This is a genomic window from Acinetobacter seohaensis, from assembly GCF_056431365.1.
In genome coordinates this window covers 16,336-40,454 of sequence record NZ_JBWKMK010000024.1, presented here as the reverse complement: position 1 = coordinate 40,454, position 24,119 = coordinate 16,336, and the positions used below count along the sequence as shown (strand labels likewise).

The 24,119-nt window shown below is 38.9% G+C and carries 15 protein-coding genes and 2 pseudogenes; 13 read left to right on the top strand and 4 right to left on the bottom strand.

The genetic code is table 11. The annotated features are described in order from the left end of the window. Positions 1-67 precede the first annotated feature (67 nt). Entirely contained in the window at positions 68-409 is a 342-nt protein-coding gene (locus AC07E5_RS04175) for a hypothetical protein (protein WP_020753599.1), read from the bottom strand. Between the two features lie 157 nt (positions 410-566). Further along, positions 567-929, bottom strand: coding sequence for a hypothetical protein (locus tag AC07E5_RS04170; protein ID WP_020753598.1), 363 nt, complete (start codon positions 927-929; stop codon positions 567-569). Between the two features lie 1,032 nt (positions 930-1,961). Here AC07E5_RS04170 and AC07E5_RS04165 point away from each other — a divergent pair. Further along, positions 1,962-3,308: a YonV C-terminus-related protein gene (locus AC07E5_RS04165; protein WP_020753597.1), complete on the top strand. Its 1,347-nt coding sequence runs from the start codon at positions 1,962-1,964 to the stop codon at positions 3,306-3,308. A 55-nt stretch (positions 3,309-3,363) separates the two neighbouring features. On the opposite strand, the pseudogene AC07E5_RS04160 reads toward AC07E5_RS04165, so the two are convergent. After that, positions 3,364-4,256: pseudogene (locus tag AC07E5_RS04160) on the bottom strand (IS5 family transposase). Between the two features lie 55 nt (positions 4,257-4,311). Between AC07E5_RS04160 and AC07E5_RS04155 the strand changes: the two are divergent. The 8 genes and pseudogenes from AC07E5_RS04155 to AC07E5_RS04120 form a co-directional block, all read left to right on the top strand. Continuing rightward, a pseudogene (locus tag AC07E5_RS04155) lies at positions 4,312-4,518 on the top strand (hypothetical protein); the annotation flags it as partial. Positions 4,519-4,600: 82 nt separating this feature from the next. Next, positions 4,601-5,218: an AAA family ATPase gene (locus tag AC07E5_RS04150; protein ID WP_000158575.1), complete on the top strand. Its 618-nt coding sequence runs from the start codon at positions 4,601-4,603 to the stop codon at positions 5,216-5,218. Further along, positions 5,218-6,216 (top strand): ParB/RepB/Spo0J family partition protein, encoded by a 999-nt coding sequence (locus AC07E5_RS04145; protein ID WP_001085468.1) that lies wholly within the window; start codon positions 5,218-5,220, stop codon positions 6,214-6,216. The genes AC07E5_RS04150 and AC07E5_RS04145 overlap by 1 nt, the downstream gene beginning before the upstream one ends. A gap of 321 nt (positions 6,217-6,537) precedes the next feature. Then, a complete protein-coding gene (locus AC07E5_RS04140; protein ID WP_031974804.1) occupies positions 6,538-6,990 on the top strand; it encodes a hypothetical protein in 453 nt (150 codons plus the stop codon). Positions 6,991-6,994: 4 nt separating this feature from the next. Beyond that, positions 6,995-9,361: a hypothetical protein gene (locus AC07E5_RS04135; RefSeq protein WP_099518079.1), complete on the top strand. Its 2,367-nt coding sequence runs from the start codon at positions 6,995-6,997 to the stop codon at positions 9,359-9,361. Positions 9,362-9,372: 11 nt separating this feature from the next. Continuing rightward, complete coding sequence (locus AC07E5_RS04130) at positions 9,373-12,909, top strand: hypothetical protein (protein ID WP_498624676.1); 3,537 nt, start codon at positions 9,373-9,375, stop codon at positions 12,907-12,909. Between the two features lie 1,157 nt (positions 12,910-14,066). Continuing rightward, positions 14,067-15,722 carry an HNH endonuclease signature motif containing protein gene (locus AC07E5_RS04125; RefSeq protein WP_498624674.1) on the top strand — a complete coding sequence of 552 codons (1,656 nt, stop codon included), beginning with the start codon at positions 14,067-14,069 and terminating at the stop codon, positions 15,720-15,722. A 549-nt stretch (positions 15,723-16,271) separates the two neighbouring features. Further along, positions 16,272-17,504, top strand: a complete 1,233-nt coding sequence (locus AC07E5_RS04120; protein WP_001255534.1) for an ATP-binding protein — start codon at positions 16,272-16,274, stop codon at positions 17,502-17,504. A 271-nt stretch (positions 17,505-17,775) separates the two neighbouring features. On the opposite strand, the gene AC07E5_RS04115 is transcribed toward AC07E5_RS04120, so the two are convergent. Further along, positions 17,776-18,105, bottom strand: a complete 330-nt coding sequence (locus AC07E5_RS04115; RefSeq protein WP_000506885.1) for a DUF4236 domain-containing protein — start codon at positions 18,103-18,105, stop codon at positions 17,776-17,778. A gap of 208 nt (positions 18,106-18,313) precedes the next feature. Here AC07E5_RS04115 and AC07E5_RS04110 point away from each other — a divergent pair, with 208 nt between their 5' ends. From AC07E5_RS04110 to brxC, 4 genes are read left to right on the top strand one after another with little or no spacing between them, the layout of a single operon-like run. After that, complete coding sequence (locus AC07E5_RS04110; RefSeq protein ID WP_498624672.1) at positions 18,314-19,180, top strand: helix-turn-helix transcriptional regulator; 867 nt, start codon at positions 18,314-18,316, stop codon at positions 19,178-19,180. Positions 19,181-19,190: 10 nt separating this feature from the next. Continuing rightward, complete coding sequence (locus AC07E5_RS04105; protein ID WP_498624670.1) at positions 19,191-19,802, top strand: DUF1819 family protein; 612 nt, start codon at positions 19,191-19,193, stop codon at positions 19,800-19,802. Between the two features lie 16 nt (positions 19,803-19,818). Next, entirely contained in the window at positions 19,819-20,394 is a 576-nt protein-coding gene (locus AC07E5_RS04100; protein WP_002010699.1) for a DUF1788 domain-containing protein, read from the top strand. Between the two features lie 41 nt (positions 20,395-20,435). Continuing rightward, positions 20,436-24,110 carry a BREX system P-loop protein BrxC gene (brxC, locus tag AC07E5_RS04095; RefSeq protein WP_498624668.1) on the top strand — a complete coding sequence of 1,225 codons (3,675 nt, stop codon included), beginning with the start codon at positions 20,436-20,438 and terminating at the stop codon, positions 24,108-24,110. Positions 24,111-24,119: the final 9 nt, after the last annotated feature.

The following is a 24,119-nucleotide window of genomic DNA, read 5'->3' as shown; positions in this document are numbered from 1 at the left end:
GCATTTGATTAGGTAGAAGATTGGTTGACCGCCATTCAGTATAGCTTGATCTAGGAAGGCTTGACGCTTACAGCCCTTGATCTTCATTTGTTGTCTTCTTAGTACGTGGCTTTCTTGTTTTTGGTAATACAGGTACACGTGCATCTGCTGTTGCTTTCTTATTGGCTTGTACCAGATTAATGTTGTTGACTTCTAGGCTTGCTTCTAAAGCATTGTCGATACCGCTTTTAAAAGTTTTAATTTCAAAGTCTTCAGGAGCTTTGAAGTACTGTTCAAATACAGTTACAGGAACAGTAGGTCCATTTAGAATAAGCTGTAGCTTTGTTTGATCTGATAGCTCAGGACTGAAGTCTTGATATGTTGCTAATACGAATTTCTTTTTATTGGTGATGATGAATACTGAATACATGGTTGTATCTCTTTTTATTTGAAGTTGTTTTTATTCTTATTGTTTTTCTGTTTGCTTATAATTTTTAGTTATAGAAAACAGATACATATATAACATATTTTTATTATACTGTCAATCCTTATAACTTTTAGGAATAAGAATACCTATTCTGCATAGGCTATTCGTATTTGTAGTCTTTAAAATCAGTTCCCTCTACAAGTGTCATACACGTAAGGAAAGCTACATCACTTGCTAACTGTTCATCTCTTACGTTCCAGAACTCATCTACAACTGCATTAATTAGTTGCTTATAATAGTTTTTATAAAAGGAATGCTTGTTTAACTGTGTTTCTAAAGTATTGAAATAACCTACCTTAAATTCTTCTTTTCCTATGTCTTCATATTTTTGTATTTCGACAGAACTTTTGGCTATATCCTCCGCTACAGCACAAAGACTAAATTTGTAATTATGATCCACTTCAATAGCTTGAGCCATAGTACCAGTACAAGCCAACAGTAAAGTTAAAACTATCTTTTTCATATTAAACAGTTATATGTAAAGTTGTAGCTTCATTCTATTTGATTAGTATTGAAAAATAAACAGCATACAAAACAGATTAGTAGGCAGTCAGTTCAATGTTTGATATGGATACGTGCCTGTTAAGGTACGGATACAGATTAAAGATTGATTATCTGACTGTTAAAGGTTGTTATTCATTGACTGTTAAGGAAATGAATAAGAAGCTTGTTATAGGTTGAACAACTATTTTTCTATAAGAAGATATGAGAACGACTGAAAGGAGTTCGATATATCGCTCTATTCTTTTTCTTTATTTGAAAAATTAATTAAATATTTATTAATTAGTTATCTGTATTTTTTTATAATTTCTTCTTTAAGATTCAAGTTAAAAAAAGCCCTAAAAGATTGACTTTTTTGATAGTCCCAAGACAAGGTTTTGTCTAGCCTTATTTTATAAGACTTTTTAAGCTTCCTTCAAAATCAGTTGAAAACATTGAGTTATAAAAGAATGGACCTCAGCTCGAAACTTTACGAAGTATAGCGAGTAACAACGAAGCTATGCTGAAGTAAATGTTTGAGCAACCAACCGACTGTATGCAATAGCTACAGTAATGGAAGGAACAGAGGGCGGTCAGTAAATAGGCTTTAGGTGCTATGTCTGTGTGCGCTTATGTGTACCTAGAATCCGTACATTTTTGTTTTAAGGTTTTTGCTTTTTTCATTTTTAAAAACAAGTAGTTATAAAATGTCTAAGACAAGGTTTTGTCTACAGCCTTTAAATTTTCCTTTATAAATTCACTGTAATTTGAGTATCGAATTGCAGCGAAAGCCGTATAAAACCTAAGATCAATTAAGACCGAAATCTGTCTTACTTATCCACAGTTTTAAATTTAAAAACAAAACAAGTGTTTAGCTAGACAAATAAAGCAATTCAAGACAAAAATAGATCCACAAGACAAGTTATTGACATTATCTGTCTTGATGTAATATAATCTGTCTCAAGAGGGGAGAACAGTCTTCCATTACAACAATATGCAATGAGGATAATAAAACGTGCAAATAGGAAAAATAAGCACAGTGTTTAAAGTTTATGATGCAATGATGGGTAGCGGTAAGACTACTCAAATTATAGAAAACATTAGAACAGCAGAAAAAGACCAGAACTTTCTTTACATCACTCCATTACTTGATGAATGCCATCGTATTTCAGGTACAACATACGATCCTGAAGATGTATTAAAACGTCCTTTAATTACCACAGAAGACGATACAAGCGTTCATTACGCATATTTAGATGATGCTCCTTTGAAGGAAAGACGTTTCAAGCATCCAAGCTATAAGGGTGGAAATAAAGCTGAAAGCTTGCAATACCTGTTAAAGAACAAAGAAAACGTAGTCAGTACACATCAGCTTTTTATGAACCTAACACCAAATATGTTGGATGATGCGAAAGACTATGTACTGATTATTGACGAAACAATTCAAGTCTATGATGTATATACAGAGCATTCATCTACAGAGTTAGAAGCTCTTTTCCGTTTAGGTTGGATTCATGTTGATGATGATGCTGTCACTCTTCGTTTCAACCGTGAAAAGTATGGTGATAACGGTGGTGACCCGACGGGTACGAAATATGAAAACCTAGCAACAATGTGTGATCTCGGTCAGCTCTTGTATGTGGACCAGAAGCTGATTGTTTGGGAATTGAGTATCGACACACTGAGATCTTTTAAAGAAGTCTGGATTGCTACTTATATGTTTGAAGGCTCTCAAATGTCAGCGTATTTGAAATCGTATGGCGTTGAGTATGAACTGATCCGTTTTGGTAACAAGCCTTCTCAAATTAAGCATTTAGTCACTATTTCAGATAACAAGTTTATCAATGAGATTGGTACTAAAACTACAGCATTGAGTTCAAGCCAATTCAAATCAAATAAGAAAGCTTTATGTGAGCAGTTGTCAAAAAATCTTGATAACTATTTCCGTAACCATGTTAAAGCGAAAAAGTCAGATAGACTTTGGACTTCATTTAAAGAAGCACATTCAGCAATTGCTGGATCACGCTATAAAGAAGAATGGTTAGCCTTCAATACAAAGGCAACTAACGAATACAAAGACAAAACCAACTTAGCTTACTTGATGAACCTATATCCAAATCCAATGGTTGTTAAAGCTTCAGCTATGAAGGGATTCCCTGTTAAGGAAGATGTATTCGCTCTATCTGAGATGGTCCAATGGATATGGCGTTCTGCTATTCGTGAAGGTAACCCAATCAATATTTATGTACCAAGCTCAAGAATGCGTAGTTTATTACAGCGTTGGTTAAATGATGAATTTGAAAATTCTGCTGCTGAAGATATTGAAGTTACAGAAGAAGCCGAACAGTTAGAATTAGTTTAAATTGGCTTTGTTGCACAAAGATTTGAAATGCAAAGCGCCCCTAATTGAGCCAAATTTAAGGCGTAACTTGGGTAAGTGGTCGACCTAATTCCGTAAATCTGTTAAGGACTGCTACACGTGCATGGATCTCATTCACTTGGCTATCAAAACTCCTTGCACTGAGTTTATCTCCTAATAATTTGATGCAATGCATCTTAGTTTCAACCAACTTCGCCGATGATAGCCTGACCATTTTTTCCATAGTGTCCTGCCTAAACGTTTAACTGTTCGAAGTAATTCATTTCGCTCTAGCGAGCTACTCTTTGTATCTTTCCATGGTTTCGCATTTTTTCTAGGTGGAATCACCGCATGTGCTTGCCGATCTGCAATGACCTCACGGCATTGCTTGGTGTCATAAGCTCCATCGGTATAAACAGAGTCAATCTGCTCATCTTGTGGAATCTGATTAAGTAAATCACCAAGCACCTGTGAATCACTGACATTATTGGTTGTAAGCTGAACTGCTCGTATTTGTAGGGTTTTGGCATCTATACCAATATGTAGTTTACGCCATTGGCGACGATATTCAGCTCCATGTTTCTTGCGTTTTCATTCGCCCTCACCTAGAAACTTCATGCCTGTAGAGTCTACGAGTAGATGCAGCCCATCGCTACTTTTTTGGTAGCTGATTGCAATATCAATATGCTTTTGTCTTCTACAAAGCGTACTGTAATCTGGTGCGGTCCAATTTAATCCGNGTAAAGATAGACGGAATAAGGATTTAATCATTAAGCAGCATTGGATAGCTGCGTCGGAGTAGGTTTGATTTCGCCCTTGTTTGCCTTTTGATGGAGCATACCATTGCGTAGCAGGATCAAACCAAATGACAATATTTCCGCGACTCATGAGTGCTCGGTTATATGCGGGCCAATTGGTTGTGCGGTAGATTTTGTGTGTAGGCTTCTTCATTTGAAAATTATATCGCTGAAAAACCCTTTACAGATAGGTTTGTGCAACAAAGCCTTACGACGATCACACTCAGCTATGCATTCACCTTGCTGATTTTATTGCTACATACAACTTCGACCGCAGACTCAAAACACTCAGGGGCCTGACTCCCTACGAATTCATCTGCAAACAGTGGATAGATGAACCTGAACTTTTTAAGATTGATCCGATCCATCAAATGCCGGGACTACACAAAAGAAAAAAAAGGCTTTTAGTTTTTTAAATTTCCACTGTGGAAAATTAAAAATATTTTTTTAATTTTTAAAATTATGCTAATATAAATTTAATTTTTATATATTTAATCCATGACAATATACGTAATTGCCAATCAGAAAGGTGGCGTTGGAAAGACCACACTCTCAACCAATTTAGCTGTTGCTCTGAGCAAAAAAGGTCAGACTATTCTTGTAGATGGAGATGATCAACAATCCTCTATAAAATGGAGTAAACGTAGAACACAAGACTCGATTACAACCATTTCGCTCAAAGATAATTTAAAAGAAGAACTACAACAGTTAAAAAATAATAATAAATATATTGTATTGGATGTTGCAGGACGTGATTCAGCTGAGTTTCGTTCAGCATTATTAATAGCAGATGTTCTTATTATTCCAACGCAACCTAGTCAAACAGATATCGAAGTGCTGCCATTTGTGCTTAGATTGGTAAATGCTGCTAAGCAAGTAAATAAGAAATTAGAAACTTTTGTAGTCTTAAATAAAGCACCAACCAATACCAAATCTACAGAAATTGATGCTGCTTTAGAGTTGCTACAACAAGTCAAGTCTGTGAAAACACTAAATACCATTGTGCGTGATCGCAAACAATTTCGCGATGCAATGATCGAAGGAAAATCAGTATTAGAAATGGGTAGTAGTAAAGCAAAAGATGAATTAAATGAATTTTTGGTGGAGATCCTGTAATGGCGAAAAAACCACTCATTGTCGATTTTGATGATGCCTTTGAAATGGAACAAGCATTTATTAATGCAGCAGGAACAGGCAAAGTTGCATTGGTATCATCGACTGAAAATAATATTGTTGATCTACCTATAGAGCTTATTGACTTCTCAGAGCATCAACCTCGCATTATTACAGACAAAGTTTTACAAGATGTTGAAAAGCTTGCCAAAAGTATTGAAACGAATGGGCAAATTTATCCGATTGTTGTGATCAAAAAAGAAGAAACATATGAGCTTGTTGGTGGAGAAAAAAGGTTTCGAGCTGTTCGTGATGTATTAAAACATAAGACTATTCGTGCAATTATTCGAGATGATAAATCTACAGAAAAGACAGCTTTAATTTCATTGATTGACAATTTACATCGGTCAAATCTTAGTGATTTTGAATTAGTCAATGCTATACAAAAACACTGCGATGAGTTTGGTTATACTATACAAAATATAGAATTTATTACTCAAAAATATCAATTAGATCAATCTAAATACTTTAGATTAATGAGCTTTTATAAACTGCCAAACTATATAAAAGAAGATCTAAAAATCCACCCCAAAGCGATTTCAGGTGCAACCGCACAACAATTGTTAACTGAATTAAATAAACTGGTTTTAAAGTTTAACCATCAACTAGTTGAAGATACCACGTTAACCATATGGAAAAAGTACCTAAATGAATTTACAGAAACAAATCGTCCATCAAAAAAATTCATTTATCAAATAGAAAAAGCACTAACGGTACAAGAGACAGCTAAAAAACAAGATCAAAGCATCGAAAATGCCTCTCTAGTAAACAAAATGATCTTAAAAAATAAAAATGGTCTTAAATTTGGTTCGATTAAGATCGAGAAAAGTCTCAATGGGAAAACAGTCCTAAATATTCGCACCAGTTTAAATGCTGAATTTAATCAAGAAAAGATTGAAAAGTTAGAAGAATTTCTTGCCGGTTTAGATGACCACCCATAAAAATTATAAATTTCCACTGTGGAAATTTATAATTGAGTATCCAATATTTTTTTAAATATTGGGTACTGCTATTTATCATACATATTGAATTAAAAAGTGTTAAAGGGAAAAATGCTTACCAGAACGGTAACTGATCTTCTGATGGATCTAAAATTTCATCCATATCAGAATCAACAATATTTTTATCTTCATGATCTGCCTTTTTAGGCTTAACAGATTCTGTTGAGCCTAAGTTGTAAATTTAAAAATTAGCCATTTCAACAGTATTGAGTTTATACAGCCAGTATCAGCTGAGATGGTTACGATAGAAAAAAATTGGAAATGCAAAAAAAATCACTTGAAGTCCTGACCAAGTTAAGTGCAGTTTTGATATTAGATTTACCAGATTTTATTCGACATTTTATCTTGAATCTTAAAAACAAGCTGGATGCTTATATCAAAAGAATTCTTAACAAGGGTGAAAAATCCCATAAAGGTGTTGATGAATTTGAAATTCTAAAATGGTTAATCCATAAAATTTCTTTAGATTTGGAACAGGTTCCAAAGCACAAACATAAAGAGGTACATGCTGTTCTATTTACATGTTTTTTTACTCAATTGTCCGATACCTTAGGTTTGCCATTATCACGGTATATGAAGGTGGGAAAAAATCCGCAGCGTTGTGTTCAATTGAGTGCAAACACTTATAAAAAATACTTTGGCCTGAATAAAGACTTGAAGCTCAAGTTCGAACGAAACCTGAATATCAATTTTTACCCTGAAAAATTATGGTAGCTTTATGAGCCAAACTGATGAATTGTCAGCTGACAAGCAAATTAAACTATTGGAAGAATGGGTCAATCAACCCCTGAGTGTAAAAAAACAAATTTTGACTCAGCTCTTGGCGCAAGATCAGCAGGCACAGGAACTGTATGCTGCTGCTCACAAAATACATGTGGTGATTAAAAATAATCGGATAGTGACACAACAGAAATTATTAGCAGGGTTAACGCAATGGGCTAAAAGTGCATCTATAGGAGAACTAAGCGACCAACAAAAAGCAGTATTCATCTATTCCTATCTTTGTACTGCAGCCTTGTGTGAAATACTGAAGGAAATCATCTTGTTAGAGCCTCAGATTACAAGGGATGAAAAGGATGAAAAGGATGAAAAGGATGAAAAGGATGAAAAGGATGAAAAGGATGAAAAGGATGAAAAGGATGAAAAACAGGTTATTCTAAATAATTGTAAAAACAACAATAAAATCAACACAGTATCTTATAATTTAAAACTTCTTTTGCAAAAGCAGTTATCGAATACTGAGAAAAATAAACTGTTGTATAAAAAAGTTACACGCAAACTCCAAGCTATGGATGAATTTGATGCCAACGAGTTAAAAATTCTTTTAGAGCGTAAAACAATAAAAAATGATTTTGAACAGCTTAATCTTGGCCGTTATATTCAACAATTTATTATTGTTTTCAACGAGATTGCCAATAGTAGATTAAATTCAACAGTAATTAATGTTCAGGCTTTAATTAACGATATTAAAAAGGGCATGACCTATAAATCTGATTCAGGCACATCATCGTTGGATGTAGAGAATGAGGATACTGGACAGGATACAGAGGCCAATCTTGTCGATCCTGAACAGGATGAGATCGCCAAGCGGGTGAAGGGGAGTTTCTCTGATGACAAACAGAAACAGCTCGAAAAGCAAGCTAAGAGAATTCAGCGACGTGACTTAGCCTGTAAAACTAATCCGCTTTATCTGAAACCCAGTTTATTAACTGAGGTATATCAGCGATTGCAGAAGTGTTATCAAGAAAATAAGAGAAATGATGCATATCAATCGGCTTTAGCTGTGTGTGGTCTGATGTGTCTCTTGACCGGTCTGAGTCCAACGGTCTTTCAAAAGATCAAGTATTTGATTGATATTGGTAGAATTAAAAAAAAATCAGTCAAAAAAGTCATCCATTATTATTGGGTGATCGATCCTAAGTTGAATGCCAATCATTCCGGTGCCATGCAAGATAAAGCACAGCGTTATAATCGGGCCTTAACCCTGGAATGGCGCATGCCAGCACCCTGGATCACCAGTTTAGAGGCTTTAGAGGAACCTGAATTTTGTGTGATTGAGTACAATAATTTTTTGCGGGAAATTTTTAAAGAGCATGCAATTGGCGAAATCACCTGTGGTATGTTAGAGCGGCAAATCTATTTTTATATGGATATGGAGACGGATGATAACCTGGTCGCACACTTGCTGGCCAACAGAGATAGCCGTCATATCGTGCAATGGAACTATGAAGGGCGTCAGATCGATCAAATCGACCAGCATTTTCAAGGCTATATTAATGTTCTATTAGACCGTAGAAAAGGTGAACCATGGATTGAGGATGAACACCCTGGTCATATTTTTCATCGTGAGGAACGTATCGGCAGTCAGCGATGCTGGACTGTAGAGGCCGCGAGTAAATTTTTTAATCAGCTTTATCATTTTGTCAAAAACACATTAGCCAATACTCAAGCGAATCTGATCGAGAAGCTGAATGCTTACAGCATTTGGATGTGGCATCTTTCCTTAATCTGCCTGACGGTGCGTCCAATAGTCGGCATGCCGGGGTTACTGAAACATTATGATCCTAAGGCACAACTGCTTTACGTGCATGATAAAAAAACTGATTCACGAAAAGTAGGACGTCCTGTTCCTGTTACAGGCTACTGGCAGGATCATTTCAATGCATATCGAAAATATCTGACGAAAACCATCGAATCACTCGGGATAAAAAGTTTGCAAGCGCAATTGGAAAACGATGGTTTTATGCTCTATGTCATCTCACATCCTCGGATCAAGTCCCAAAAAGGTCAGGTGAATCTTGCTGAAGTCGTGGAGCATTTGGAGTTACAGCCCATGTCTGCTGATTTTGTCACGAATTACCTTAAAGAGACTGTACAGATTTATAAAAACTGGCCAAGGCATTTCACTAAAAATCATCTCGCCCTGAGTGGTGACATTCACAATACGCTATATACCCATGATAAGCAGAGCATGGGATTCAGTCACATTTCTGGATTAAGCCCTTATCTCTACAAACACGACATTCAGCAACAAGTTAAAAGCTTGCTCAACAAACTAGAAATCGCAAAGCTTGAAGTGCTTTAAAGGACCATCTTGTGCTTGATACATCACTTGTTACGCAATTAGAAAATGCCATTAAAAGAGAAATCGGTGACATTTTTAAGGAAATTTCTCAGCTGATCACTGCTACATACACAGATGTAAATTCTGACCTTGCTCAAATTGATTTTAAGTGGCTTGATCAGCAAATTCTGGACAAGTTTACTCTCTATAGAGCAGTTTTAGAGCAGCTCTGCCAAATATCCAAATTTAAGGGCAATGCTGCAGATTACCTTCAATTCTGTTTTAAACAAGTGAAACGGATTTGTAACGAGAAAAACCAGCAGTGGCAAAAGGATTACCCTTCCTATGCCGAGAGCTATGAGATTAAGTTGCCCGATTGGATAGTCTACACACCTAAACGTCTAGACAACGTTTTTTCAGGACGAAAGTTACAGCAGGGTACTATGCTCGTCGAGGTAAAAGAAAAACTGTATGTGAATTGGGCGGATTATCTCAAACAACAAACTCAAGGTATCCTCTTAGACTCTACGGCTAAAGAGCAACAAAAATTAGTGAATACCTTGTTTGAATGTCTTTGTATTTCATTAATTTTTGATCAGGGATGCATGCAACCTGAACGACTGATAGCCATTCATGATGCGATTTTTCATATGAACCTAGATAGTGGCTTGCTTCCGATCTATTCAGATGCCGAAAAGGTTCAAAAGGCTTATGTCTTTTCATACACCTTGCCCTCGACAAAGTATGGCAACATCTATCGTCAGGATGGCGAAGAAGAGGCGGAGTTATGGCAAACCCAACACATTTATTTCAATGCCTTTGCGATGCTATGTTATCGACGGATTCAGGAGCTAATCAATGGACCGCAAGGGTATGTATTACAAAGCACTTCGCCATTGCTGTACTGGGAAAAAGAACAGAGTGAAATTGAAACGGGGAATCAGCCTGAAGCCTTACTGCTAGAAAAACTTAAAATCCATTTAAACATTGTACTGAATATGGCGGAGGAGGGGGACTCTAGAAAAGCACGTGAGGATCAGCCATTTGCACAGCTTAATCACGTGAAGCTATTTTTAAAAGGCTTGGAAAAGACCGGTTTTGCCATTTTTAAGCATATGGATTATGTCTTGTGGCAAGAGATTCCTAATCTGGATGTGTTAAGTACCAGTGTACTGAACAATCAGATCATCACTTCGCCTTTAATCTATGAGCAGTATACACAGCTCTATGATCAACCCGATTGCTGGAAAACTATTCAAGCTAGAATCAAAAATCTTGAAAAAAAGCCTCAACTCTTAGACTTGGAGATGCCTACAGTTACAGTCAAAACATTTCATGATCGACGAACCGGTCAACGTCATGAGCTGAAATCCTGGCTTTTATCTTTTCATCAGGATATCAAACCCAAACAGCTTGCGGATCAACTCCAAGAAAGCATCCAAAAATCTGAGGACTATAAATCTGCGTATGAGGCTGGAAATGGCGAGTACCTAGATTATGTAGTGGCTATTGCACATTTACGCGTGTGTCAGTGGTTAGAAAACGAATTTGCTTATCATGTGAAAGCAGCGATTAAAGTCTCCACGATCAAGCGTTACTATAGTAGTTTTGTGCTTGACCTACTTTGTTGTATTCTAGAACAGCAGATCAATCTAGATACAGCCACTGAAGAGCAGTTTGAGGAAATGTATCGCACGATTGTTGAAGAAAAACTGCTGAATGATCAGAGAAATCATAAAACGACCGCCCAAACCAACAACAATAAAAAATACAATACCTCGGGTTATGCCTTTGATCGGCTGAAAGCTTTTCACCAATACTTAGTCAAGAATCATCGTGCACCGATTGTGCAATATTTATATGAACGTCAAAGTGACGGTTTATTTTTAAAAACCAGACTCATTAGTCCGCAGATGTTTCAATTGATGATACGGATTCTTAGAGGATACCCAGAAGCTTTGGGTCTGACTGAGCAGGATGCAACCTGTCTAGAATGGGTTTATACATTGGCATTTAGACTGGGCTTGCGTATTGATGAAGCTGCCGGGATCTGTATCGATGATTTTGTATCTCCGCAGTTACGAAAACATCCTGACAATCGACAGCTCTATTATGTGTTTGAATCCGCTTTAGATCAGCAGAAAGACGATCGATCTGACCATAAAATGAGAAAAACAATGGGTGATATTGATGATCTCACCCTCAGGATTCGTCTAAATTCTGAGCGTGATCTGAAAAGTGATAATGCCACGCGTCAGTTTGATTTAGTTCATTTCTTAGCACCGGACGAGTTCACAGGATTTTGTCGCTTTTATCAAAACCTGTTACCTGGCTCTAAACCGACTGCAGCAGTCTGCAATAGAAAAACCAAACAGCTCTTTATGCTGGGTGAACAACCTTTATCCAGTACAAATTTATCAAAAATTACCCAGTTGCTGTTTAATACTGTATTAGGGACAAACGATCATCAATATACCTTTCACGCTTTCAGGCATAGTACCGCTTCACATTTGGCTATCCTTTTAAAAGGCAGCATAGCACTGGTACGTTGTTTTACTGACTATGATTCCGAGTTTGGGCGTAAGCTTAAAAAGCACATTTTACCCAGTATGAAGGATGCTTCATCGCGTAGTGCCCAAGCCTGGTCTCGACTTGCGCATCTGATGGGGCATGAAGACATTCGGATCACTGCAAGACATTATCTGCATCATCTGAATATCCTGATTGCTGACATGTTTTATCAAGCAAACCGTGAATATTCACCTCAATTGATCAAGGCATTATTAGGCGATAGTCAGTTGATGCATCGCGATTTCAAAGTTGAATTTCAGTCGAATGAAAGAGATATTTTAAAATTGATGAAGAAGATTCATTCACACACAGAAAATAATTCTCAAACTGCTGCATTAAAGAGCAAGAAAAAGCAGAAGCAGCCTCAACAACAGGACGTATTTTTATACCGTGAAACGTTTTTAGAGGAATACCGGAAGTGGCGGGAAAAAAAAGAAAAAGCAACGATCGATCCTGAAGTATTGAAGTTCATTCAATCGATCAGCCAGCCGTTTTCTCTCTATACAAGTCACGTCAAAAATGATGCTAATCATGAGGATCTTATCGGTTTTACTTGGAATAAAATGGTGACATGGTCTACTCTCTATGAGATTGAGCAACCTTTTAACTTAAATAAAAATGTAACCCAGAAAGATCTTAAACATTTTTTTGATTGTTTAGAAAATAAAATTTCACTTGAAAAAGATCGTCCTATTTTGAACTTTAAGGTATCATCTAAAAATGACTTGATTGACTATCAAAGATTCTTAGATTTTATCAATAAACTTTATTCAAAAGATTTAGATAATTTTGAATGGGATGAATATATTCCGGGTGAATTTAATAATGTAAAAAAGGGTGAGGTGAAAATAAAAAAATATAAAATATGGAATAAAAAAGATAATAATTTTATTCAAAAGATGCTGTTGCAAAGCGTCTTTTACAAGATGAAAGAGTGCCTAGAGGTTCTATCAGAGGTTGACGATATCAACGGAAATTCATCAAAAAAAACACATTGAAATCAGATGGATATTTTTGTTGATTTTACAGCTTTGTTTTTTTTAGCATATTTTTGCAGAAAAGTGAGTTTTTATCGCTCAAAAACTGGGTAATTAAGGGTGAAAATCCAACCCCGGGTTTTAGGCTTTTTGAGTGTTTTTTAGCCTAAAAAACAGCATTGTTGAGACGCAAGACAATAATCACGCTACGTTAAAATTAATTGAAATATTATTGATATAAATAATACCTTTTGTTGTTAATAAAATAATAAATTAAAAGCGATTTAATATGAAATTGAGTGTTGTTTTAAATTAATTGGAGAATCAGTTTTAAATAATGTAACCCTCTATTTTGGGTTGATTTTTTTGGTTTTTTAACCAAATAAAAAGTACGTTTTTTCATATTATGTTGATAATTTTTAATCAATTTTATACATTGCTGAAGATAGAAACTGTATTTAAGTTGAATTAATCTGTTTTGATGAGTTAATGCTCATAAATGAAAATTCCTTATTCTAGCCTTTAGTTAAAACTGCTAATCATAAATATTCTAAAAATAGCCTAAGCTTAATAAGTGGTTCAAAAGGGGCCCAGGCCTTTGCTTTGTCAAAATCTGATTTGCCAAGCAAAGGCCTGGGAATCCGCGAATTTGATTTTTTGTTTTAATAATGCTCAATATTTTAATTTATTGAGGTCCTTTCATAGAATTAATGATTAAAAAAAGTCTAATTTGGTTTGACCAAAGAAAAAGATACAAATATGATAATTACATTACAGTAAAATCTGTAATCAGGCGTGGAAACCTGAAAATTACTACAGAAGCATTAAAACTGCTTTAAGCGGTTTTTTTGTGCTTATTATGCTTAGCTTGCCATTATGGTAGGCCAGGCAGGGCAGTCGATGACTGGCCGTCTTCTGTAGTGCGGTATTTCCACCCCTGTTTGGTCTACCTCCATCTCGTGGAAAAAGATGGTTGTAGATAGTAAAATCTAAACTACAGGTACTCAGCATGAAGATTTCATTATCTCAAATCCCCATTTCTCTTACGTTTCTTTTGTTAGCGCTGACCGGATATTGACGGTCATTTAATTCATCGCTTTAACCAAATTGAACGATATGCACTTTCAAATTTCGTATTTGAGCGAATATAGAGAAGTGCTGCCTGGAGAAAACAAAAAATGGGCCAAACTCGATTACTGACGAATATCATTCAGCGTAAAGTCATGTTGCCAGAAGAAATGTCACCATCAATGCAACGAGACAATTTTGAAGTTGCACTGACTGATTTTGAAAAGCATGCCATCATCAAATGTTTATTTAAAGCGGATAACCAGCGTTCTACTGAATGTTGGAGTGTGCGGGAAATTGCAAACTTTATTGGGAATTGCACAGAAGATCAAAATATCAATTTGTGTATCTTGTATTGGAAAGATATACACGGCAACATCTATATTATCGATGGGGCGCATCGTCTTTCGAGTATTTATGCGTGGGTCAAGAGATATTTTGCAGATGAACAAGCCACTCAAGCGCCTAATTTTAGCGATCAACAAAAAGAAGATATTCGTGACCTGCGAAATCATTTAGGGGATCTGGCTGACTTCCAAAAAATTTGTATTGATCCTAAATTTGCAGAACAAAAATCTAAATTAGACGATATTAAAATCAGTTTCCGGCAAGTGCTTGGTACTCCAGAAGATGCACGACGCGTATTCCAATCGATTAACTCAGATACTAAACGCCTGGATAAATATGAGGAATATCATCTAAGAAGTCGGGGAAGTGATGCATATTATGCGATCTATGCTTGTTGTTATATCAATGACAATAAATCCAATTTAGAAGAGCTTCAATATACACGTTTAAATGCGCTCATCGAGTTGGGGGAGAGGATCCATCAGCTGCTTTTCTCTACCATCTTATTAGATACTGAAATGAGTCATGGCAAAAAAATTGGCTTGGTCAATGAGCTCATGAATATCATCGCGGGTGATCGGATTCATAATATCATGAGCCTGAATCAGGGTGAACGCGTTGAAAAGATCATGTCACATCTGTTTACGGCCCTTTGCAGAATGGCCACTCCTGTAAAAAATACTGGGGTTCCGAGTTTGGGCTTACATCCGTTCTTATATTTTTATAAGGACCAGCGTTTTCAAATTACTTCCTTTCTAGCATGGTTTTCAATTGTGTTTGAAATTCATGAAAGTCGCATGCAGATTCATCATCGAACGATTAGTTTCAAGGACTTCACCCGGGTACGCCGTAGTATTGAGTTCTTGATCGCCAATTTCCCCGTGGCGACCACCGAAACGGTCGGCAAGTTCGGCAGTGGTATCAAGGGCTATGATCGGCTACAAATTGTCTATAAAGCCTTTATTTGCTTAAGTTTGGAAATGGAGGTTGATTTTGATGATGAGGAATGCCTGAATACATTTATTCTGTCCATGTCTAAGGCCTTCAAATACATAAACTTTAATGAGTTTTATGTTGAAAGATTTTTGGGGAATTATGATGATACGGTCGTGAAGCATGTGGTGGGATATGTGGAGTCGATTAGTCCAATCTCGCGCTCAAAGCCCAAATCCTTTTCAGCATTAACCAAAAGTTTACTTAAGCACAATTTTGTGGTGGGTAATCATAACTTTTGCCTCATTTGTGATGGATTGATCTATCTTGATTCTACTGAATCGGATCATCGGATTGCCAAAGCCGTAGGTGGGCAAGGTGTTCTAGAGAATGGTCTGCTGGTTCATCCCATCTGTAATAGGATGAAATCAGATCTGAGTCTGGAACAGATTAGAGCGGATTTGTTTGGTGAATTACTGTATTAATCAACAGAGCGATGAGCTCATTTTTGCAGATGTATCAATGATTAATCACATGATTTAACTTTTGATACATTCAGCCAATATGGTTATTTTTAATTCAGTCCAGAATCACAACCAGAAACTAGCTGTAGTTTCTGAATGACCGTCAAGGTCCTTAGTTTCGCCCATAGATTCCCTCTGTGGGCTTTTTTTGATCAAAAATTGTATAGATGCTCTAAAATAAACCTTTTAGCATTTCATAAGCAATTAGGATTAAGGCTGAGACCATCAGCACAACAAAAATGAGTTCCACTCTAGTTAACATCTTAGTTCCATTTACTTTTCACTTAATTTATATAGCAGTTAACTCGTAGCATCAATGAAATAACATGACATGGAAAATAATCAAAAAGACAGAATTTGGATTTTGATCAGATCTGCTGTTTACATGCTTCTACAGCAGCTTTGAATGTTTCACTTAACCTTTAAACTTTTCTTAAAACTAAATATATTTACATATACATTCTAAAATTTGATAGAATTTATTAAAACTTTAGATTCTAAGTGTAAATAATGAGAAGCGCTAATATTCGACGTGATGGCTACTTAAAATTTCTGAATACATGGCAAGACCGTGATGTCATTAAAGTACTTTCAGGTGTGCGTCGCTCTGGAAAATCCACCTTATTGGCGATGTTTCAACAAGACCTAAAAGCACAGGGTGTACAAGCCGAAAACATCATTGCCATCAACTTCGAATTTATGGAATTTGAAGAACTCACCGATTACCGTAAACTACATGATTATGTATTGTCCAAAGTTGATAAAAGTAAAAAAAACTATGTTTTTTTAGATGAAATACAACATGTTACTAATTTTGAAAAAGTAGTCGACTCTTTATATGTTCGGGATTATATCGATTTATATATTACAGGCTCAAATGCATTCTTTCTAAGTGGAGAACTTGCGACTTTACTTACAGGACGCTATATCGAGCAACACGTTCTACCTCTGTCATTCCAAGAATTTAAACAGTGGCATATTGAAAATAATCCGATCATCCAACAATTATCCAATCGTGATTTGTATGCCATGTATACGCGCAGTAGTTTCCCTTATACGCTTGCCATGACTAGCCAGCAGGAAACTTATGATTACTTGCAAGCGGTCTATGCCAGTGTAATGTTTAAAGATGTTATTCCCCGTTTGAATACTGCCGATATTAACTCTCTCGAGCGTGTCGCAAGATATTTGGCAAGCGTGACAGGCTCACCTATTTCCATCAATAAAATTAAAAATACCTTTGTTTCAAGTGGGGTTAAAATCTCATTTGAAACAGTAAAACGCTATATTCAGGGCTTACAGGACAGTTTGTTATTTTATAGTGCCGCACAATTTAAAGTACGCGGGCGTGAGTTATTACAATCCTCTGAAAAATACTATTTAGTTGATGTCGGATTGCGCCGGATTATGTTGCCTGATGCTAATGCTGATCAAGGTCATATCTTAGAAAATGTGATTTATCTTGAGCTTGTCAGACGAGGTTATACGGTCTATGTAGGGCGGGTTGATGAATATGAAATTGATTTTGTTGCTGTCGATACTTTACAGAATTTAACTTATTATCAGGTGGCATTAGAAACGCTCAATGAGGAGACACTCAGCCGAGAGTTACGTCCATTACAGAAAATTTCTGATTCGTATCCCAAGTATTTGCTTACCTTAGACACGATAGGGACTGAAGCGAATTATAATGGTATTGTAAAAATGAGTGCTCTCGATTGGTTGCTATCTGAAAATAAGTAAAGTTGAGGGTAGACATGTATACTCTTATTTATTAATTAAAAATCAAAGACTTTTCAGCATCATTCAAGAATGTATTCAAGCATAATTTCTGCTCCAATTGTGATGGATCGATTTACCTCGACTCGATTGAGTCAGACTATCATGATTGAGCCAGAGTCGCTTACTGAAAGTAGCGAGAATTGCGCTGGAGTTTCTGAAGGATATTAATTCCTTAGTTTGCCCATTCATCCATGTGGGCTTTTTTTTTGATCAAAATACAGTGCTGTTCTTGCTAAAAAATGACGGCACCCACCATAAAACACAATATTCCAAAAATAATCCAAGGCCAGATCTTTGTCTTCGGTTGTTCTAAATTCTGAGGATTATATTCCGTGTGTTCTAGCGATGTCGGTTGTGGAACACGGGTCTTTTTAGAGTAAGGTTGGTGTTTAGAGTAAGATAGTCCCGTACCTGGAATGCCGACACTGGTTCGCGTACCTTTTTTCCCAATATTTAGAGAAGCACCAGGTTTGCCAATGCTGGCACTGCTGATGCCTTTATGGGTCAGATTAATTTTAAAACCCGGGAATAATTTAATACTTTTACGAAATCTAAAACCCATATTGCTCTCATTCTAAAACTTAGCTCAATTCACGCGCTATACCAGGATCCATGATCTGCTAGAGATCGTACTTTGACGGCTATCATCAGGATACTAGTATATTTTTTATCTGATGATTGCAATACTACCTTTAAATACCGTCAAAAATGTTTACTGTATATTTGCTGTAGGGTAATCTTAAAGCTGCTATTTATTGACTGATTGGTATATGACGACAGATAAGCATGAAGTCCTGCTACGAATGCGAGCGATCGAGCTGCTTGCATACTGGGAAGGTCGTTTGGTTACCAATCGTTTGATGAGCTGGTTTGGACTTAGTCGACAGCAGGCTTCTGCGGATATCAAGCGCTATAATACGCTGTATAACCCCGATGCCTTGATTCATGACCCCTCCGTCAAGGGTTATGTGCCTAAAGCCAGCTTCCAGCCTGTACTGACTACAGCGCATATCAATGAATATCTCAATATGCTCTCGGGCTTGGTCAGTGAATCGCATGCCCTGATTGCGATGCCAGAACCGAATCTTGCAGCAGTTCAATTACCTGATCGCAGTGTACGTCCTGAAGTGATTCGGGAAGTTTTGCGTGCCTGCCGCAACCAAAGTACTTTAAAAATGATTTATGCCTCGATGCAGAATCCGCAGTGGCATGAACGCATCATTTCCCCACACACCCTGGTGTATACCGGTTTTCGCTGGCATGTCCGTGCCTATTGCCATCAGAGCAAGCAGTTTAAGAACTTTTTACTCTCCAGAATTGATCGCACACCTGTTGTGATGGCGATTGAGTCAGTAGACCCTGCTCAGGATCAGCAATGGCATGAAGAAATTGTACTGACGCTGATCCCGAATCCAAAACTGAATGCAGCTCAAAAAGCGCTGGTCGAAAAAGACTTCGGCATGCCTGATGGCAGATTACAGATTCCGGTGAAAAAAGCCCTGGCTCACTATACCTTGCAGCGCTATCAGGCCGCGATCACGCTGGCTGAGGCGGAAGATGCCTTGAAATATCCCTTGGTGTTACAAGGTTCAGATATCGAAAAGCTGTCATCTTACCTGTTTGATCAAGCTTCATAGGAGATTGGCTATGTTAGAACAATTTCATTATGACAGTGACCTAATTGGTGGCTCACTGATGGTACGTGAAAGCCGGCTGATCGCGGATCTGTTATTACGAGAGGCGACTCCAGAACAATGGCATCAGGCCATTCAGATTGACAATATTCTGCAAAAAAGAACGCCTGCTTCAGCCCAACGTAACGCCACTGCCATTCGTAAGCGTCTTGAGCGCTTAGAGCCTGATTTCTGGAAAGCTTTGCGTGATGGGGATGATGAGCTGGCGACCCAGGTGGCTTTTTGTGGCGCATTGGAACGCAACCTGTTGCTGCTTGAGTTTATGGAAACGGTGATGAGAGAGGCCTATATCTCTCAGGCTCAATACCTGGACAGTTATATCTGGTCAGACTTTCTGGAGGAGCGTTCGCAACGCGATCCTGATATCTGTGAATGGAAAGAGTCCAGCAAGAAAAAAATGGGGCAGGTGGTATTTCGCATGCTGGCAGAAGCTGGTTACTTAAAAAGTACCCGTAAGCTGGAGTTGCAACGTGTGATCGTCAGAGCAGAGCTCCGTAGCCTGTTGGAAGAACATTATAAACAACGCATTAAAAGATCTATGGAAGTGTCGGTATGGACGCGTTAGTTGTAGAGGGGCAGCAATGAGTCAAACAATACATGAGCGTCTGAACCAGATTCCAGAGCGAATACTTTCAACCGAGTTTCTCACCGGGCAAGGATTGGGCAATGAAATTGGCTTCTGGATTTTTGATTATGCACCTGAAGATGAGTTGAAGGTGCGCGAATATCTGCATTTTCTAGACGGGATGCTGGAGAAAAAACACAGTCAGCTGAAGGTGGTGAATATCAACCTGCTGCAAGCCGTGGTGGATTATCTGGCTGAGCGTAACTTCATCGATAAAGCCATTCAAATGCAAAAAGCCAAAGGCGATGAGGCGCTGCTCAAAGCGCTGAAAGGCCCACTGCATATGGATAAGTTCGCGCCCTATCTGGTGAGTAAATATGCCACCAATGCACAAGATATTGTGTTGATGACTGGGGTAGGGTCGGTTTGGCCACTGTTACGTGCCCATCACTTATTGAACAGTTTGCATTCGTTACTGGGGCATAAGCCAGTGGTGCTGTTTTACCCAGGTTATTACGACGGTCAAGCGATGAGTTTATTTGGAAAGATTCCAAGCAACAATTACTACAGAGCATTCAGATTAGTGCCTTAAACACGGCAAATAGAAATAAGAATTCGGGGGAATGGATTGAGATGAACATTAAAGAACTTTTTTACAAGCCATTAGATCGTGCGATAAACGGGGTGGTCAAGGCAGATCAGAATGACAATACCACGGTATATCAGGAACTCGATGAGTATGTGGTCACCAATGAACTGGAAAAGCATTTTCGGGACTTTTTCCAGTCTTATGGTACAGACCTAAGCGATCCTTCGATTGCCAACCGAGTCGGTGTGTGGATTTCAGGCTTCTTTGGTTCAGGTAAATCACACTTCCTGAAAACCTTGTCGTATATTCTGGCCAATAAAGTGGTACGCGATGCGGAAGGTAACGAACGCAGTGCTGCAGAATTCTTTGATGAAACTAAAATCCGCGATGCATTTATCCGTGCCGATATTGGCAAGGCCGTTAGCCATCATGCCGATGTCATCCTGTTTAACATCGACAGTAAAGCCAGCTCCAATGATGATGGCAATCCGATCCTGAATGTGTTTTTACGTGTGTTTAACGAGTATCAGGGGTTTAGCGCGGATCATCCACATATTGCCCATATGGAACGTCACCTGAGCCAGAAAGGTGTTTACGAACGCTTTAAACAGGCGTTTGAGGAATCCAGCGGCATGTCCTGGCTAGAGGAGCGTGACGGCTATCAGTTCTATCAGGATGATGTTGAAACCGCGATTTCCCAAGCCCTCAACTTATCTGCTGAAGCTGCGCATAAATGGTTTGAGGATTCTGAGCAGACCTTTAGTGTTTCGGTCGAAAACTTCTGTCAGTGGGTGAAAGAATACCTGGACAGCAAAGGACCCCAGCAACGCATGTTGTTCCTGGTGGATGAGGTGGGGCAGTTTATTGGCAGTGATACCCGCTTGATGCTGACATTGCAAACCATTACTGAAAACCTGGGTACGATCTGTAAAGGCCGCGCTTGGATTATCGTCACCTCACAGGCAGACATCGACGCGGTTCTAGGTGAGATGTCTTCTTCCAAAGCCAATGACTTCTCCAAGATTGCTGGACGTTTTAAAACCCGTTTATCGCTGTCCAGTTCCAATACCGATGAAGTCATCCAGAAACGTTTATTACGCAAAACCCCAGAAGCAGAAGCATTGCTCAGATCGGTGTTTGAGCAAAAGGGCGATATCTTAAAAAATCAGATTACCTTTGACCGTTCAGGTCCAACCCTCAAGAACTATGAGGGGCCAGACAGCTTTATTCATAACTATCCTTTTGCGCCGTACCATTTCCAGCTGGTGCAAAAAGTATTTGAAGAAATCCGTAAAGTCGGTGCGACCGGTGCACACTTGGCCTATGGTGAACGGTCCATGCTGGATGCGTTCCAGATGGCCGCGAATGCGATTGCCACAGATGAAGTCGGGGCACTGGTTCCTTTCCACCGCTTCTATACTTCAGTTGAAGGCTTCCTAGATACAGCGGTTAAACGTACCATCGACCAGGCAGGGCAGAACAAGACCCTGGATGGTTTTGATGTGCAGATGCTGCGTACCCTGTTCATGATCCGCTATGTCGATATCATCAAAGGCACATTGGATAACCTGGTGACTTTGTCGATTGAGAAAATTGATGAAGATAAGCTGGCATTGCGCAAGCGGATTGAAGAGAGCCTGCAGCGTCTGGAAAAAGAGAGCCTGATTACGAGGAATGGCGATGAGTTCCTGTTCCTGACCAATGAAGAACGTGATATCACCCGAAAAATTAAAGCCACTGACTTAGCTGCTTCAGAAGAAAATAAAGAGTTAGCCAATCTCATTTTTAAAGATTTACTCCGGGATCAGAACAAGTACCGCCATCAGGCCAATAAAATGGACTATGTGGTGGGTCGTTTTCTGGATAGCCATAGCCTAGATGGCAAGTATGAGAGTGATTTGAAAGTTGAAATCATTTCTCCTTTAGATACTGAATACAACCTTTACAGCGAAGCCTTTTGTATTGGTAAAAGTGCTGAAGGACAGGTGCTCTTTAAACTCGGTGATGACAAGCAGTTCTTTAATGAGCTCAGAACTTGGCTGAAAACCAATAAATTCATTCGTTTAAATGATGATGGCACCCAGTCCGATATCACCCGTATTCTGACAGACCGTGGCCGTGAGAACCAGGAACGTAAAAAACGTCTGCGTGCCCGGGTCGAGGAAATGCTGCTGGACGCGGAAAGTTATGCCTTGGGTCAACATCTGCAGCTTTCATCTTCTAGCCCTTCCAGCAAGCTGGATGAGGCGTGTCGTTATCTGCTGGAAAACACCTATACCAAACTGAGCTATCTGCAGGTCTATCAGCAGGATGCTTGGCGTGAACTGAACGCCGTATTGACTGTAGATGATATGGCACAGCTCGGATTGTCTCTGGATGGCGGACAGAGCAATCCGAAAGCCCTACAGGAAGTGGAACAGTATATTTCGCTGCGTGCAACCGGTACAGAACGTATTCTGGTGTCTGACGTGGTCGAGCGTTTTGCTAAACGTCCTTATGGTTGGCCGGATGCCGAGATTTTACTACTGGTAGGTCAGCTGGCGGCAATGGGGCGGATTTCACTGCAGTTAAATGGTGGCAGCTTGCAGCTGAAAGAGGCCTTTGAGCCTTTACAAAACAGCCGCCGTCGCCGTGAAGTTGCCATCATTAAAAAGCGTCAGACTGATGATCAGGTGTTGAAACAGGCACGCCAACTCACCCAAGACCTATTCTCGGCCATGGGACCAGCGACAGAAAAAGAGCTGTTTGAATTCTATTTGCACCATTTTAAGACTTGGTTAGCTAACTTTAAGTCCTATAAGAGTAAAACTGATGTCGGACAGTTCCCGGGCAAGAAAGTGATTGAAAAATCGATTCTGGCTTTGGAGCGTTTGCTGGCGAATAGCGACAGCTTTGATTTCTTTAAGGCCGTGGTTGAGAACAAGGACGACTATCTGGATCTGGAAGAAGACTACCGTGATATTCATGAATTCTTTAGTAACCAGATGCCGAGCTGGCAACAACTGCAACAGGCCTTACGTCATTTTGAGAAGAACAAACAGGCACTGGGTAGTGATGAGGTGGCAAAAAAAACCCTCTCCGAATTACACCGTATTGCCACCCTTGAATCGCCCTATGGCCTGTTAAATAAAGTGGCTGATTTGGTTCGCACAGTGGAAAGCGTCAATGAGAAATTGCTGACTGAGAAGCGCAATCAGGCGATAGAACACATTGATGACAAGATCAAGCAGCTGGAAGCCGAGATTAAAAACAGTGGCATCGCTACCGCTGAGCTGAGTAACAAGCTACTACGTCCGCTGCAATTGCTCAAAGCGGATATTGAAGTGGAAACTAGCCTGTCCACCATCTATATGCTGCAAACCCAAACCGCCGTCGAGCGTTTTGATGAAGCCTTGTATGAGTTGGAAAGTGAAGTTCAGGCGGAAATCCAGCGTCAGGCCAAAGCGGCACAACTGGCTCAGAGCAAAGTAGAGAGTGTAACCAACACTGCAACCACCTCCAGCCCAGCTACATCAACACCTGCTGCGAGTCCGGTACAGCCTGCGACAGCCGTAGTGCCACCGAAACCTGTTGTCGAAGTCGATGTCGCCAGCATTTACAGCAAAACCTCCAGCAGTGTCTATCTGGAAACAGAAGAATCAGTGGATCAGTTTGTAGACGCACTCAAAGCTGAATTGAAAAAAATTGTGAGTGATAAAAAGCGTGTGCGTATCCGCTAACTCGGCTTA

Excerpts from the sequence above, each read along its gene's own strand:
- AC07E5_RS04145 (WP_001085468.1), top strand. The coding sequence starts at position 5,218 with ATGGCGAAAAAACCACTCATTGTCGATTTTGATGATGCCTTTGAAATG.
- AC07E5_RS04140 (WP_031974804.1), top strand. The coding sequence starts at position 6,538 with ATGCAAAAAAAATCACTTGAAGTCCTGACCAAGTTAAGTGCAGTTTTG.
- brxC (WP_498624668.1), top strand. The coding sequence starts at position 20,436 with ATGAACATTAAAGAACTTTTTTACAAGCCATTAGATCGTGCGATAAAC.
- AC07E5_RS04150 (WP_000158575.1), top strand. The coding sequence starts at position 4,601 with ATGACAATATACGTAATTGCCAATCAGAAAGGTGGCGTTGGAAAGACC.
- AC07E5_RS04100 (WP_002010699.1), top strand. The coding sequence starts at position 19,819 with ATGAGTCAAACAATACATGAGCGTCTGAACCAGATTCCAGAGCGAATA.
- AC07E5_RS04110 (WP_498624672.1), top strand. The coding sequence starts at position 18,314 with ATGACGACAGATAAGCATGAAGTCCTGCTACGAATGCGAGCGATCGAG.
- AC07E5_RS04135 (WP_099518079.1), top strand. The coding sequence starts at position 6,995 with ATGAGCCAAACTGATGAATTGTCAGCTGACAAGCAAATTAAACTATTG.
- AC07E5_RS04120 (WP_001255534.1), top strand. The coding sequence starts at position 16,272 with ATGAGAAGCGCTAATATTCGACGTGATGGCTACTTAAAATTTCTGAAT.
- AC07E5_RS04175 (WP_020753599.1), bottom strand. The coding sequence starts at position 409 with ATGTATTCAGTATTCATCATCACCAATAAAAAGAAATTCGTATTAGCA.
- AC07E5_RS04105 (WP_498624670.1), top strand. The coding sequence starts at position 19,191 with ATGTTAGAACAATTTCATTATGACAGTGACCTAATTGGTGGCTCACTG.
- AC07E5_RS04170 (WP_020753598.1), bottom strand. The coding sequence starts at position 929 with ATGAAAAAGATAGTTTTAACTTTACTGTTGGCTTGTACTGGTACTATG.
- AC07E5_RS04125 (WP_498624674.1), top strand. The coding sequence starts at position 14,067 with ATGGGCCAAACTCGATTACTGACGAATATCATTCAGCGTAAAGTCATG.
- AC07E5_RS04115 (WP_000506885.1), bottom strand. The coding sequence starts at position 18,105 with ATGGGTTTTAGATTTCGTAAAAGTATTAAATTATTCCCGGGTTTTAAA.